The sequence below is a fragment of the Streptomyces sp. NPDC050504 genome (assembly GCF_044458065.1).
In the GTDB taxonomy this organism is placed as follows: domain Bacteria; phylum Actinomycetota; class Actinomycetes; order Streptomycetales; family Streptomycetaceae; genus Streptomyces.
On the sequence record NZ_JBITHO010000004.1, the window covers coordinates 685,446 to 698,538 of the forward strand.

12 protein-coding genes are annotated in these 13,093 nt (G+C 71.4%); 7 read left to right on the top strand and 5 right to left on the bottom strand.

The features are described from left to right. Window positions 1-13: 13 nt before the first annotated feature. Complete coding sequence (locus tag ACIBNE_RS18315) at window positions 14-1,003, bottom strand: 4-hydroxy-3-methylbut-2-enyl diphosphate reductase (protein ID WP_399272624.1); 990 nt, start codon at window positions 1,001-1,003, stop codon at window positions 14-16. A gap of 86 nt (window positions 1,004-1,089) precedes the next feature. Here ACIBNE_RS18315 and ACIBNE_RS18320 point away from each other — a divergent pair, with 86 nt between their 5' ends. From ACIBNE_RS18320 to ACIBNE_RS18335, 4 genes are all read left to right on the top strand, one after another. Next, complete coding sequence (locus ACIBNE_RS18320) at window positions 1,090-2,472, top strand: APC family permease (RefSeq protein ID WP_399272626.1); 1,383 nt, start codon at window positions 1,090-1,092, stop codon at window positions 2,470-2,472. Between the two features lie 122 nt (window positions 2,473-2,594). Continuing rightward, complete coding sequence (gene xseA, locus ACIBNE_RS18325; RefSeq protein WP_399272628.1) at window positions 2,595-3,815, top strand: exodeoxyribonuclease VII large subunit; 1,221 nt, start codon at window positions 2,595-2,597, stop codon at window positions 3,813-3,815. A gap of 115 nt (window positions 3,816-3,930) precedes the next feature. Further along, complete coding sequence (locus ACIBNE_RS18330) at window positions 3,931-4,137, top strand: exodeoxyribonuclease VII small subunit (RefSeq protein ID WP_399272630.1); 207 nt, start codon at window positions 3,931-3,933, stop codon at window positions 4,135-4,137. A gap of 235 nt (window positions 4,138-4,372) precedes the next feature. Further along, a complete protein-coding gene (locus ACIBNE_RS18335; RefSeq protein WP_399272632.1) occupies window positions 4,373-4,963 on the top strand; it encodes a malonic semialdehyde reductase in 591 nt (196 codons plus the stop codon). Window positions 4,964-5,077: 114 nt separating this feature from the next. On the opposite strand, the gene ACIBNE_RS18340 is transcribed toward ACIBNE_RS18335, so the two are convergent. Further along, on the bottom strand, window positions 5,078-5,599 hold the full coding sequence (locus ACIBNE_RS18340; RefSeq protein ID WP_399272634.1) for a DUF4245 domain-containing protein: 522 nt from the start codon (window positions 5,597-5,599) through the stop codon (window positions 5,078-5,080). Between the two features lie 123 nt (window positions 5,600-5,722). Between ACIBNE_RS18340 and glpX the strand changes: the two genes are divergently transcribed. Continuing rightward, window positions 5,723-6,754 (top strand): class II fructose-bisphosphatase, encoded by a 1,032-nt coding sequence (gene glpX / locus ACIBNE_RS18345; RefSeq protein WP_399272636.1) that lies wholly within the window; start codon window positions 5,723-5,725, stop codon window positions 6,752-6,754. 162 nt (window positions 6,755-6,916) lie between these two features. Here the strand turns inward: glpX and ACIBNE_RS18350 are convergent, their stop codons facing one another. Continuing rightward, entirely contained in the window at window positions 6,917-7,291 is a 375-nt protein-coding gene (locus ACIBNE_RS18350) for a WhiB family transcriptional regulator (RefSeq protein WP_399272638.1), read from the bottom strand. 180 nt (window positions 7,292-7,471) lie between these two features. Next, a complete protein-coding gene (locus ACIBNE_RS18355) occupies window positions 7,472-8,170 on the bottom strand; it encodes a DUF1707 domain-containing protein (protein ID WP_399272640.1) in 699 nt (232 codons plus the stop codon). Window positions 8,171-8,341: 171 nt separating this feature from the next. On the opposite strand from ACIBNE_RS18355, the gene ACIBNE_RS18360 reads away from it, so the two are divergent. After that, window positions 8,342-10,015: a fumarate hydratase gene (locus tag ACIBNE_RS18360; RefSeq protein ID WP_399272642.1), complete on the top strand. Its 1,674-nt coding sequence runs from the start codon at window positions 8,342-8,344 to the stop codon at window positions 10,013-10,015. 48 nt (window positions 10,016-10,063) lie between these two features. Here ACIBNE_RS18360 and ACIBNE_RS18365 read toward each other — a convergent pair whose 3' ends face one another. Next, entirely contained in the window at window positions 10,064-11,581 is a 1,518-nt protein-coding gene (locus tag ACIBNE_RS18365; RefSeq protein WP_399272644.1) for a ricin-type beta-trefoil lectin domain protein, read from the bottom strand. A gap of 107 nt (window positions 11,582-11,688) precedes the next feature. On the opposite strand from ACIBNE_RS18365, the gene ACIBNE_RS18370 reads away from it, so the two are divergent. Further along, window positions 11,689-13,092, top strand: a complete 1,404-nt coding sequence (locus ACIBNE_RS18370) for a class II fumarate hydratase (protein WP_399272646.1) — start codon at window positions 11,689-11,691, stop codon at window positions 13,090-13,092. Window position 13,093 lies beyond the last annotated feature (1 nt).

Sequence of the window (13,093 nt, forward strand, 5' to 3'; positions counted from 1 at the left end):
AGTCCGGGGCGCCCTACTTCCCGGACAGCTCCGCCGCCTCCGCGCGCAGGTCCCTGCGCAGCTCCTTCGGCAGCGAGAACGTGATCGACTCCTCGGCCGTCTTCACCGTCTCCACGTCGCCGTAGCCCCGCTCGGCCAGCCACTCCAGCACGCCGTCCACCAGGACGTCGGGCACCGAGGCGCCGGAGGTCAGGCCGACCGTGGTCACGCCCTCCAGCCACGCCTCGTCGATCTCGTCGGCGAAGTCCACCAGGTGCGCGGCGGGGGCGCCCGCGTCGAGGGCGACCTCGACCATGCGGATGGAGTTCGAGGAGTTCTTGGAGCCGACGACGATCACCAGCTGGGCGTCCTCGGCGAGCTTCTTCACCGCGATCTGGCGGTTCTGCGTGGCGTAGCAGATGTCGTCGCTGGGCGGCGAGAGGAGGTTGGGGAACTTCTCCTTGAGCGCGTCGACCGTCTCCATCGTCTCGTCGACCGAGAGCGTGGTCTGGGAGAGCCAGACGACCTTCGACTCGTCGCGCACGGTCACGTTGGCGACGTCGTCGGGGCCGTCGACCAGCGTGATGTGGTCCGGCGCCTCGCCCGACGTGCCGATGACCTCCTCGTGGCCCTCGTGGCCGATCAGGAGGATGTCGTAGTCCTCCTTGGCGTACCGCACGGCCTCCTTGTGGACCTTGGTGACCAGCGGGCAGGTCGCGTCGATCGTCGCCAGCCTGCGCTCGGCGGCCTCGGCGTGGACGGTCGGCGCGACGCCGTGCGCGGAGAACATCACGATGGAGCCCTCGGGGACCTCCGCCGTCTGCTCGACGAAGATCGCGCCCTTCTTCTCCAGGGTCTGCACGACGTACTTGTTGTGGACGATCTCGTGCCGTACGTAGATCGGCGCACCGTACTGCTCCAGCGCCTTCTCCACGGCGATCACGGCACGGTCCACGCCCGCGCAGTAACCGCGCGGCGCGGCGAGGAGGACTCGTCGGGCGGAAGCAGGAGTCGTAGCAGTCATGCCCTCCATCGTAAGGCCGCGCCCGGCGCGCCAAAGCGCCCCCCGGTGCCCAGACTGGGCGTGAACGAAGCACTCGGAGGCGCACGATGACCAGTCCCACGGCCCCCCGCCCCCCGGCTCCCGCCCCCGGGGGCGGCGGGCTGCGCCGGTCCCTCGGCTTCCGGGACCTGGTGGTGTACGGACTGCTGTTCATCGCGCCCATGGCCCCGGTCGGGGTGTACGGCACCCTGGACGCGAAGTCCGGCGGCGCCGTCGCGCTCGTCTACCTCGTCGCCACCGTCGCGATGGCGTTCACCGCTTTCAGCTACGCGCAGATGGTGCGCGTCGCCCCGCAGGCCGGATCGGTCTTCGCGTACGCGCGCAAGGGCCTCGGAGAGGGGCCCGGTTTCATCGCCGGCTGGATGGCGATGCTGGACTACCTGCTGATCCCGGCCGTCGCCTACCTGTTCAGCGGAATCGCGATGCACGCGCTCGTGCCGTCGGTCCCGCAGTGGGTGTGGACGGCGATCGCGGTCGTGGTGACGACGCTGCTGAACCTGAAGGGCGTACGGGCGGCGGCCCGGGTCGGCCTCGCGGTGCTGGCGATGGAGATCGTGGTGCTGCTGGTGTTCGTGGTGTCGGCGGTGGTGGCGCTGGTCCGGGACGGGGCACAGCGCGACTGGCTGTCGCCGTTCACCGGTGACCTGGGCTTCTCCATGGGGGCCGTGCTGGGCGCCGTGTCGGTCGCGGTCCTGTCGTACCTCGGTTTCGACGCGATCGCCTCGTTCGCCGAGGAGGTGACCGGCGGGTCGAGGAAGGTGGCGCGGGCCGTGCTGACCTGTCTGGTGGTGGCGGGCACGCTGTTCGTGGCGCAGACGTACCTGGTGGCGCTGCTGGAGCCGCTGTCGTCCGCGGAGCTGGCCGCGAAGCCCGCCGAGCAGGGGCCCGCGTTCTACAACGCCGTGGAGGCGTCGGTCGGCGTGTGGCTGCACAACCTGGTGGCGGTGAGCAAGGCGATCGGTGCGGCGTTCGCGGCGCTGGCCGGACAGGCGGCGGCCGGGCGGCTGCTGTTCGCGATGGCGCGGGACCGGCGGCTGCCGCGCGCGCTGTCCCGTACGGACGAGGGGGTGCCGCGGGTGGCGCTGCTGCTGGCGGCGGCGGTGACGCTGGTGGCGGCGGTGTGGGCGGCGCGGCGCGACGACGGGATGGACCACCTGGTGTCGGTGGTCGACATCGGCGCGCTGACGGCGTTCGTGCTGCTGCACGCGAGCGTGGTCGGCTGGTTCGCCGTGCGGCGCGGGGAGGGCGCCTTCAGCCCGCTGAAGCACGTGGTGCTGCCGGTGGTCGGCGCCGCGGTGCTGATCGCGGTGATCGTGGAGGCGTCGGTGACGGCACAGCTGGTGGGCGTGGTGTGGCTGGCGGTGGGACTCGTGGTGCTGGGGGTGCAGTGGGGGCGGCGGTCGGGGGCGGCGGACAGCGGGGGCGCGTGACGGGGCGGCGGCCGGGCCCGTGACTGGGCGCGGCTGGGACGGGGCGGTGGCCGTAACTGGGCCGCGGCCGGGCCCGTGACGGCTCGGGGGCGTTGTCACAGCCTGCCGATACGCTCTTTTCCATGGCCGGTACGAGTACATCCGCGGAAGCGCCCCTGCCCGTCGGCGAGGTGTCGCGGCTCATCGGGGGCTGGATCGACCGGCTCGGGGCCGTGTGGGTCGAGGGGCAGATCACCCAGCTGTCGCGGCGCCCAGGGGCGGGGGTGGTGTTCCTGACGCTGCGCGACCCCTCGTACGACATCTCGGTGAGCGTCACCTGCTTCCGGCAGGTCTTCGACCAGGTCGCCGACGTGGTGTCGGAGGGCGCGCGGGTCGTGGTGCACGCGAAGCCGGAGTGGTACGCGCCCAGGGGGCAGCTGTCCCTGCGGGCGGCGGAGATAAGGCCGGTCGGGATCGGGGAGCTGCTGGCCAGGCTCGAACAGCTGAAGCGGACGCTGGGCGCGGAGGGGCTGTTCGCGCTGGACCGCAAGAAGCCGCTGCCGTTCCTGCCGCAGCTGGTGGGGCTGGTGACGGGCCGGGCGTCGGCGGCGGAGCGGGACGTGCTGGAGAACGCGCGGCGGCGCTGGCCCGCCGTCCGCTTCGAGGTGCGCAACGTCGCGGTGCAGGGGGTGCACGCGGTGCCGCAGGTCGTCCAGGCGGTGAAGGAGCTGGACGAGCTGCCCGAGGTGGACGTGATCGTGGTGGCGCGGGGCGGGGGCAGCGTGGAGGACCTGCTGCCGTTCTCGGACGAGCAGTTGGTACGGGCCGTGGCGGCGTGCCGTACGCCCGTGGTGTCGGCGATCGGGCACGAGCCGGACGCTCCCCTGCTGGACCTGGTCGCGGACCTCCGGGCGTCGACGCCGACGGACGCGGCGAAGAAGGTCGTGCCCGACGTGGGCGAGGAGCTGGACAAGGTGGCCGCGCTGCGGGACCGCGCGCTGCGGACGGTGCGGGGGCTGCTGGACCGGGAGGAGCGGGGGCTGGCCGCCGCTCTGGCCCGCCCCTCGATGGAGCGGCCGCACCGGATGGTGGACGACCGCGAGGCGGAGGTGGACGCGCTGGTGGAGCGGAGCCGCCGGATGCTGGGGCACCTGCTGGACCGCGCGGAGTCCGAGCTGTCGCACACCCGGGCGCGGGTCCTCTCGCTGTCGCCCGCGGCGACGCTGGAGCGGGGGTACGCGGTGCTGCAACGCGAGGACGGGGCGGTGGTGCGGTCCGCGGGGGACGTCGAGGAGGGGACGCGGCTGCGGGCGCGGGTCGCGGAGGGGGAGTTCGCGGTACGGGTGGACGGGGACGGGGCGTGAGGGGGCGGGGCGTGAGGGAGCGGGCGTGAGGAGATGGGCGTGAAGGGACAGGCGTGAGGGGGCGGGCGTGAGCAGTGGCGATGAGGGCGGCGGCGGAGATGGCAAGGTGGGCGGTATGACGAAGACGGACGAGGCGCTCGGGTACGAGCAGGCGAGGGACGAGTTGATCGACGTCGTCCGTCGGCTGGAGGCGGGCGGGACGTCGCTGGAGGAGTCCCTCGCGCTGTGGGAGCGGGGCGAGGAGTTGGCGAAGGTGTGCCGACGGTGGCTGGAGGGGGCGCGGGCGCGGTTGGACGCGGCGCTGGAGGAGGACGGGGAGTAGGGGGTACAGGGCCTTTCGGGGCCGGGTGCCCCGGGGCGCGCCCTGCCCTTGCCCGGGGCGCGGGCCTGGCATGGAATTCCCGGGCCCGGGGGGCGGAGCCGCGCATCGGGCCGCGGGCGACCACCCGCCCCGCGCCGTGACCTGCGTCACGAACGAGACGATTTGGTTGAAAGTTAACCTAATCCGCACGTACCTTGATGCTCGTTGAACACCCCGTTCCCCGGAAGGCCCCACCATGTCCCTCGTTCTTGACGCCGCCGCCCAGGACCTCCTCTTCCGTGAGGCCCGCACCGCCAACACCTTCACCGACGAGCCGGTGACCGACGAGCAGGTGCAGGCGATCTACGACCTCGTCAAGTACGGCCCCACCGCCTTCAACCAGACGCCGCTGCGCGTCGTCCTGGTCCGCTCCGAGGAGGCCCGCGAGCGTCTCGTCTCGCACATGGCCGAGGGCAACCAGGCCAAGACCCGCACCGCCCCGCTGGTCGCGATCCTCGCCACGGACAACGAGTTCCACGAGGAGCTCCCCAACCTGCTGCCGCACTTCCCGCAGGCCAAGGACATGTTCTTCTCGGAGCGCCCGGTCCGCGAGCAGGCCGGTGGCGTGAACGCCGCGCTCCAGGCCGCGTACTTCATCATCGGCGTCCGCGCCGCCGGCCTCGCCGCCGGCCCGATGACCGGCTTCGACTTCGCGGGCGTCCAGAAGGAGTTCCTGGACGAGGACCACTCCCCGCTGATGGTCATCAACATCGGCAAGCCGGGCGAGGACGCCTGGTTCCCGCGCCTGCCGCGCCTCGCCTACGACGAGGTCGTCACCACCGTCTGAGCGGCGCCGTACGCACGAACGAGGGCCGGGGCACCTTTCCAGGTGCCCCGGCCCTCACGCGTACCGCGCGTACCGCCGTGCCGCGCGTACCGCCGTGCCGTTCGGCGGCTTCGCCTACTTCGCCTTCAGCGCCGCCGCCATCTCCGCGAGTCGCTCGAACGGCGCAGTCCCCGTCACCACCGTCGTCGCGCCCTTCTCCCGGCGTACGAGCGCGTCGTACTTCTCGCCCTCCCAGCGCTCCCACACCTGGTCGCCGACCTTCTGGGTGCGCTCGGTCTTCTCCGCCCTGTGGGTCACCTGCGCGATGTACTTCTCGGCGGGTGCCGTCGACTGCTCCACGCCGATGTACTCGCCGTCCGGCTCGATGTAGCCGAGGTGCCAGGTGTTGTCGTCCTGGCGGGAGTACGTGACCGAGGTCGCCTTCCACTCGTCCGACAGGCCCTGGGGCGCCAGCACCGGATAGGGCGCCGCGCGCTGTGCGGTCAGCAGCTCCACGCGGTAGTCGACGCGCTTGACGGGGTCCTTCTTCTCGTCGTGCGGGATGAACAGGTACATCACCCCCGCCACCGCGACGATGACCACCAACGAGAGGAACATGTTACGGACGCTCTGCTTGCCACGATTGCTTGCTGCCACGCCCCCATCGTCGCATCCGGGGTCCTTGCTCAAACGTGACCCCCTCTGCTCATTTTGTCGACGTACCGATAGAGTCGCCTCACCCTCCCATCCGGCCGTCGTCGTACAGAAAGGTGCGCTCCGATGACCGAGCACTCGCTCCCGTCCCAGCTGGAGGTCTCGCCCGAGGCCCCGGACCGCAACCTCGCCCTCGAACTCGTCCGCGTCACCGAGGCGGCCGCCATGGCGGCGGGCCGCTGGGTCGGACGGGGCGACAAGATCGGCGCGGACGGCGCCGCTGTGAACGCGATGCGCACCCTCGTCTCCACCGTCTCGATGAACGGCGTCGTCGTCATCGGCGAGGGCGAGAAGGACGAAGCCCCGATGCTCTACAACGGGGAGCACATCGGCGACGGGACCGGCGCCGAGGTCGACATCGCCGTCGACCCGATCGACGGCACCACGCTCAACGCCAAGGGCATGCCCAACGCGATCGCCGTGCTGGCCGCCGCCGACCGCCACACCATGTTCGACCCGTCCGCGGTCTTCTACATGGACAAGCTGGTCACGGGCCCGGAGGCCGCCGACTTCGTCGACATCAACGCCCCCGTCTCGGTCAACATCCGCCGCGTCGCCAAGGCCAAGGGCACCGCGGTCGAGGACGTCACGGTCGTCATCCTGGACCGCCCCCGCCACGAGGGCATCGTCAAGGAGATCCGCGAGACCGGCGCCCGGATCAAGTTCATCTCGGACGGCGACGTCGCCGGTTCGGTCATGGCCGTGCGCGAGGGCACCGGCGTCGACCTCCTGATGGGCATCGGCGGCACCCCCGAGGGCATCATCAGCGCCTGCGCGATCAAGTGCCTCGGCGGCACGATCCAGGGCAAGCTCTGGCCCAAGGACGACGCCGAGCGCAAGCGCGCGCTGGACGCGGGCCACGACCTGGACCGGGTGCTGTTCACCGACGACCTGGTCAGCGGCGAGAACGTGTTCTTCGTCGCCACCGGCATCACCGACGGCGAGCTGCTGCGCGGCGTGCGCTACCGGGGCGAGACGGCGACCACCGAGTCGCTGGTGATGCGCTCCAAGTCCGGCACGATCCGGAAGATCGACTCCACGCACCGGCTGTCGAAGCTGCGCGCGTACAGCGCGATCGACTTCGACCGCGCGAAGTGAGCCGACGCGAAGCGAGCCGACGCGAGGCGAGCGGCTCGAAGTGAGCGGCTCGTAGCGGACGGCCCCCGCGGCCGGTCCGCATACGGGAAGGGGCGCCCCCTGTGCGGTGGGGCGCCCCTTCCCGTATGCGCGCACGGCGTACAGCGCACGGCGCGCGCGGGCTCAGCCCGCCGCCGCCACCCGGCCGCCCGCCGAAGCGGCGGCCTTCTGGAGCTCCATCTCGCGCCGCCTGCGACGGGCCAGCACCACCCGGCGCTCGGCGGCGGTCAGCCCGCCCCACACTCCGTACGGCTCGGGCTGGAGCAGGGCGTGCTCCCGGCACTCGACCATGACGGGGCAGCGGGCACAGACCCGTTTGGCGGCCTCCTCACGCGAAAGCCTGGCGGCCGTCGGTTCCTTGGACGGGGCGAAGAACAACCCGGCTTCGTCCCGGCGGCACACCGCCTCCGTATGCCACGGGCCCGCCTGGTCCTCCCGAGCGGGAACCCGCTGGGGAGGAACGGCAGCGACCAGGGACTGATGCGGCAGTTGCAGCACGGTCTACTCCTGACGACGGCTTCGCGAGCGAGAGACGATGCAGCAAGGCCTACCCGCTGTGCGCGGCCCTATGCACTGAGTGGTGCCGACTTGAGGGGCCCCGAATCGCGAGTGGCCGAATTCGAGCGCCCGTACGCCCCTCCCCCGTACGGCCGACGCGTTCCGGCCCGCCGGGTCCGCTCAGTGCCCGAGGTGCTTGCGGAGCCGGTTGCTGAGGTCCGCGACGAGCTTGCCGCGCTTGGGCTTAGCCTCGATGCTGCCGAAGACCGCGTAGCCGTTGACGACCACGACGGGCGCCTCGGGGTCGGCCCCCTCCGACGTCTTGACCTCGAAATTGCCGAAAACGCCGGTCCCGCTGCCCCGCAGCGAGACGTTCTCGGGAACCGTGATCTCGACGCTGCCGAAGAGCGACGTGGCGTTGATGACCGTGAGCCGCTGTCCGAAAAGCGCCTCCGTGAGGTCGATCTCGACGCTCCCGAAGAGCGCGAAGGCGTTGCTCCGGGCGCCGACGCGCCAGCGGCCCTTGCGGGTGGTGCTGGAGAACACCGCGACCAGGTTGTCCGCCGGGCCCACGGGCCCGTCCCACTGCTCGGGGGCCCGCGCGGCCGACGGGGCGGGCGTCCGCCGGGCACCCGCCACCGGCAGGTCCTTGACCAGCAGGTCGAGCTCGCCCATGGTCTTGGCGCGGTAGACCGACTCGACGCGCTCGGCGTGCTCGTCCGCGTCCAGCCTGCCCTCGGCCAGTGCGTCGCGCAGGGTGTCGGCGACCCGGTCCCGGTCGGCGTCGGACGCGCGCAGTCCTTCGCCGCCGCCGACAGGCGCACCGGTGGCGGCCGGGGTCGCGACCGGCGGGTTCTGGGGGTGCTTTTCGAGGTCCACGCGCCCACCCTAGCGAAACGCGATAGATCGCGACTAGGGGTTCCGCGGGCGCGGCGCGCCCGGATCGGCCGGGCCTACTGAGCCTTACCTCACCTGAGCGACGCCCCCGCCGCGTTCTACGCTGGTACGCGCGCGCCAATGGAGGCCCGCCGCCGTCTGTCGTAGTGAGGAATGGCCGAGATGCCAGAGTTTGCGTACTCCGATCTGCTCCCCCTGGGAGAGGACACCACGCCCTACCGCCTGGTGACCGCCGAGGGCGTCTCCACCTTCGAGGCCGACGGACGGACGTTCCTCAAGGTCGAGCCCGAGGCCCTGCGCACGCTCGCCGCCGAGGCGATCCGCGACATCCAGCACTACCTCCGCCCCGCGCACCTCGCGCAGCTGCGCAAAATCGTCGACGACCCCGAGGCGTCGGGCAACGACAAGTTCGTCGCGCTCGACCTGCTGAAGAACGCGAACATCGCGGCGGCCGGCGTGCTCCCGATGTGCCAGGACACCGGCACCGCGATCGTCATGGGCAAGCGCGGCCAGAACGTGCTGACCTCGGGCCGCGACGAGGAGGCCCTGTCCAAGGGCGTCTACGACGCGTACACCAAGCTGAACCTGCGCTACTCGCAGATGGCCCCGCTGACCATGTGGGACGAGAAGAACACCGGCTCGAACCTGCCCGCGCAGATCGAGCTGTACGCGACCGACGGCGGCGCGTACAAGTTCCTCTTCATGGCCAAGGGCGGCGGCTCGGCCAACAAGTCCTTCCTCTACCAGGAGACGAAGGCCGTCCTCAACGAGGCGTCCATGATGAAGTTCCTGGAGGAGAAGATCCGCTCGCTGGGCACGGCCGCCTGCCCGCCGTACCACCTGGCGATCGTCGTCGGCGGCACCAGCGCCGAGTTCGCGCTCAAGACCGCCAAGTACGCCTCCGCGCACTACCTCGACGAGCTGCCGCGCGAGGGCGACGCCGCGACCGGCCACGGCTTCCGCGACGAGGAGCTGGAGAAGAAGGTCTTCGAGCTGACGCAGAAGATCGGCATCGGCGCGCAGTTCGGCGGCAAGTACTTCTGCCACGACGTGCGCGTGGTGCGCCTGCCCCGGCACGGCGCCTCGCTGCCCGTCGCCATCGCCGTCTCCTGCTCGGCCGACCGCCAGGCCCTCGCGAAGATCACCGCCGAGGGCGTCTTCCTGGAGCAGCTGGAGACCGACCCGGCGCGCTTCCTGCCCGACACCACCGACGCGCACCTCGACGACGCGTCCGACGTCGTGGAGATCGACCTCAACCAGCCGATGGACCGGGTCCTGGCCGAGCTGACCAAGTACCCGGTGAAGACCCGGCTCTCGCTGACCGGCCCGCTGGTCGTGGCGCGCGACATCGCGCACGCCAGGATCAAGGCGCGGCTCGACGCGGGCGAGGACATGCCGCAGTACCTGAAGGACCACCCGGTCTACTACGCGGGCCCGGCGAAGACCCCCGAGGGGTACGCCTCCGGCTCCTTCGGTCCGACCACGGCCGGCCGGATGGACTCCTACGTGGAGCAGTTCCAGGCGGCGGGCGGCTCGATGGTGATGCTCGCCAAGGGCAACCGCTCGCAGCAGGTCACCGACGCGTGCGGCACGCACGGCGGCTTCTACCTGGGCTCCATCGGCGGCCCCGCCGCCCGCCTCGCCCAGGACTGCATCAAGAAGATCGAGGTCCTGGACAACGAGGAGGACGGCATGGAGGCCGTCTGGAAGATCGAGGTCGAGGACTTCCCCGCGTTCATCGTGGTGGACGACAAGGGCAACGACTTCTTCCAGGCCCCCGCCGAGCCGCCGACGTTCCTGAACATCCCGGTGCGCGAGGGCCGTTGACGCCTGCCGTGCGGGTGCCGCCCTCAAGGACGGCACCCGCGCGGAGACTTACGCGAACCGCTGGCGCGCCGACCCGTCGCACGCCTGGAGCCTCAGCTGCTCCTTGGCCGCCCCGAGCGTGACGCACAGCCCGGTGGCCGCCGCCGGGCGGAGCGTGCCCGACTGGCGCACGAACTGCTGGTTGCCCGCGCCCGAGCAGTTCCAGGCGATGAGCGGGGTGCCCGCCGCGTAGGAGGCGCCCTTCACGTCCAGGCAGCGGTCCTGGGTGAGTTCGGTGTGCAGGGTGCGGGCGCCGGAGTCGTACCACCAGCCCTGGTTGCGCCCGCCGTGGCAGTCCCAGCCCACGACCGCCGTGCCGTTGCGGCTGACCGCGCCCGAGACGTCCACGCAGGAGCCGGTCGCCTCGTTCTTCAGCGGCTTGTACGCGTCGTCCCAGGCCCCCGGGTACAGCGCGGGCCTGCCCGTGGAGTTCACGTCCGCGCAGCTCGCCTCGCGCAGCCCGGAGTCGTAGAGCTGGGTGAGGCAGGACGCGAAGGCGGCGTGGCCGCGCGCGTTGGGGTGGAAGGACTGGCGGACCGAGTTGGAGTCCGGCGGGAACGGGTTGGAGACGTCGACGTAGAGCCCGCGCGCCCAGGTGTTCTCCATGCAGACCTCGTGGCCGTGGAAGAGCCGCGAGTTGTCGAGGTAGGTGGCGCCGGTGCTGGCGGCCGCCTTGCGCATGCCGCGCTCGAAGGCGGGCACGGCGGTGTTGCGGCCCCAGACGGTGTCGGAGTCGTAGCCGAGCCCGCCGCAGATCAGCTTGCCGGGGAAGGCGGGGTTGTCGGGGAAGTCGGGGCCGATGGGGCTCGGGTAGCCCATCACGACGAGCTTGTAGTCGCCGTCGGCGTAGCCCGCGCCGCGCATGGTGGTGCGCAGGTCCCTGACCGTCTGCTCGACCTTGGGCACGAGCCCGTCGACACGGGCCTGCCAGCCGCCCGCGTACTTGGGCTCGCAGGGGCCCTGGAGGGTCAGGTAGCGGGTGACGCAGTCGGTCATGACCGGGCCGAACTGGAGGTCGTCGTTGGCGCCCGCGACCAGCAGCACCATCTTGATCTTCGTGTTGCGGGCCTTGATCGCGAGGTTGTCGCTCTGCACCAGCTCGTCGGCGTACTGCTTGGCTCCGCCGATCTTGATGTTGCCGGTGTAGGCGCCCGAGCAGGAGACGTTGTACGTGACGTCGGCGGCGATGCCCGTCTTGTGGATCGCCGCGTCGGGCGAGCGGTGGCACCAGTTGGTGGGTCCGTTGGTGCCCGGTTCGTAGGTCCCCACGCCCTCGCCGGAGATCTCGCTGTCGCCGAGCGAGATCAGTCCGGTCTTGCGCTGGTCCACGGGGCGTTCGGCGGGGCTGCCGTAGAGCGCGGTGGCCTCGGCGGCCCTGATCGCCTCCAGCTCCGGCGGGAGCGGGGTGGACGCGAGCTGCGCGGCGGGCCGTTCGGCGGCCCGGGTCGGGCCCGTGGCCGCGAGGCCGGACACGGCGGCGGCGAGGGCCGCCAACGTACAGGTGACTCTGAGACGCGTGCGCGTCATTGTGCCTCCCCTGCTGGTTGTTACCCACGGTATTTACTGGCCGGTAGGCGAGTTGGGAATACCCCGAACCAGACACGTGCTCAACTTTCACAGGAGGTCTGACGACAATGACGAGTGACCAGCAAGGCGACGCGTACCGGATCGAGCACGACTCCATGGGAGAGGTCCGGGTCCCCGCCCGCGCCAAGTGGCGCGCCCAGACCCAGCGGGCCGTGGAGAACTTCCCCGTCTCCGGCCAGCGCATCGAGCGCGCCCACATCGAGGCCCTGGCCCGCATCAAGGGCGCGGCCGCCAAGGTCAACGCCGAGCTCGGCGTGCTGGACGAGGACGTCGCCGACGCGATCCGGCACGCCGCCGCCGAGGTCGCGGCCGGGGACTGGGACGAGCACTTCCCCGTCGACGTCTTCCAGACCGGCTCGGGCACCTCGTCCAACATGAACGCCAACGAGGTCATCGCCACGCTCGCCACCGAGCACCTGGGGCGCGACGTGCACCCCAACGACCACGTGAACGCCTCGCAGTCGTCCAACGACGTCTTCCCCTCCTCCATCCACATCGCGGCCACCTCCGCCGTGACCGGCGAGCTGGTCCCGGCCCTCGACCATCTGGCCGCGGCCCTGGAACGCAAGGCCGCCGAGTTCGCGGACGTCGTCAAGTCGGGCCGCACGCACCTGATGGACGCCACCCCCGTCACGCTGGGCCAGGAGTTCGGCGGGTACGCCGCGCAGATCAGGTACGGCGTCGAGCGGCTGCGCGCCTCCCTGCCGCGCCTGGCCGAACTCCCGCTCGGCGGCACGGCGGTGGGCACCGGCATCAACACCCCGCCCGGCTTCTCCGCCGCCGTCATCGCCGAGGTCGCCCGCGTCACCGGGCTGCCGCTGACCGAGGCCCGCGACCACTTCGAGGCGCAGGGGGCGCGGGACGGACTGGTCGAGACATCCGGCCAGCTCCGTACGATCGCGGTCTCGCTCACCAAGATCTCCAACGACCTGCGCTGGATGTCGTCGGGCCCGCGCACCGGCCTCGCCGAGATCAACCTGCCCGACCTCCAGCCCGGTTCCTCGATCATGCCCGGCAAGGTCAACCCGGTGGTCCCGGAGGCCGTCCTGATGGTCGCCGCCCAGGTCACGGGGAACGACACCGCGGTCGCCGTGGCCGGCGCCGCGGGCAACTTCGAGCTGAACGTCATGCTGCCGGTGATCGCCAAGAACCTCCTGGAGTCCGTACGGCTGCTGGCCAACGCCTCCCGGCTGCTCGCCGACCGCACCGTGGACGGCATCACCGCCAACGTCGAACGGGCCCGCGAGTACGCCGAGTCGTCACCGTCCGTGGTCACGCCGCTCAACAAGTACATCGGTTACGAGGAGGCCGCCAAGGTCGCCAAGAAGTCGCTCGCCGAGCGGAGGACGATCCGCGAGGTGGTCCTGGAGTCGGGGTACGTGGAGCGCGGCGACCTCACCGTCGAGCAGTTGGACGAGGCGCTGGACGTGCTGCGGATGACGCGTCCCTGAA

Bases quoted from the DNA above. Each gene is read 5' to 3' on its own strand.
- ACIBNE_RS18315 (WP_399272624.1), bottom strand. From the start codon at position 1,003: ATGACTGCTACGACTCCTGCTTCCGCCCGACGAGTCCTCCTCGCCGCG.
- ACIBNE_RS18320 (WP_399272626.1), top strand. From the start codon at position 1,090: ATGACCAGTCCCACGGCCCCCCGCCCCCCGGCTCCCGCCCCCGGGGGC.
- xseA (WP_399272628.1), top strand. From the start codon at position 2,595: ATGGCCGGTACGAGTACATCCGCGGAAGCGCCCCTGCCCGTCGGCGAG.
- ACIBNE_RS18330 (WP_399272630.1), top strand. From the start codon at position 3,931: ATGACGAAGACGGACGAGGCGCTCGGGTACGAGCAGGCGAGGGACGAG.
- ACIBNE_RS18335 (WP_399272632.1), top strand. From the start codon at position 4,373: ATGTCCCTCGTTCTTGACGCCGCCGCCCAGGACCTCCTCTTCCGTGAG.
- glpX (WP_399272636.1), top strand. From the start codon at position 5,723: ATGACCGAGCACTCGCTCCCGTCCCAGCTGGAGGTCTCGCCCGAGGCC.
- ACIBNE_RS18360 (WP_399272642.1), top strand. From the start codon at position 8,342: ATGGCCGAGATGCCAGAGTTTGCGTACTCCGATCTGCTCCCCCTGGGA.
- ACIBNE_RS18365 (WP_399272644.1), bottom strand. From the start codon at position 11,581: ATGACGCGCACGCGTCTCAGAGTCACCTGTACGTTGGCGGCCCTCGCC.
- ACIBNE_RS18370 (WP_399272646.1), top strand. From the start codon at position 11,689: ATGACGAGTGACCAGCAAGGCGACGCGTACCGGATCGAGCACGACTCC.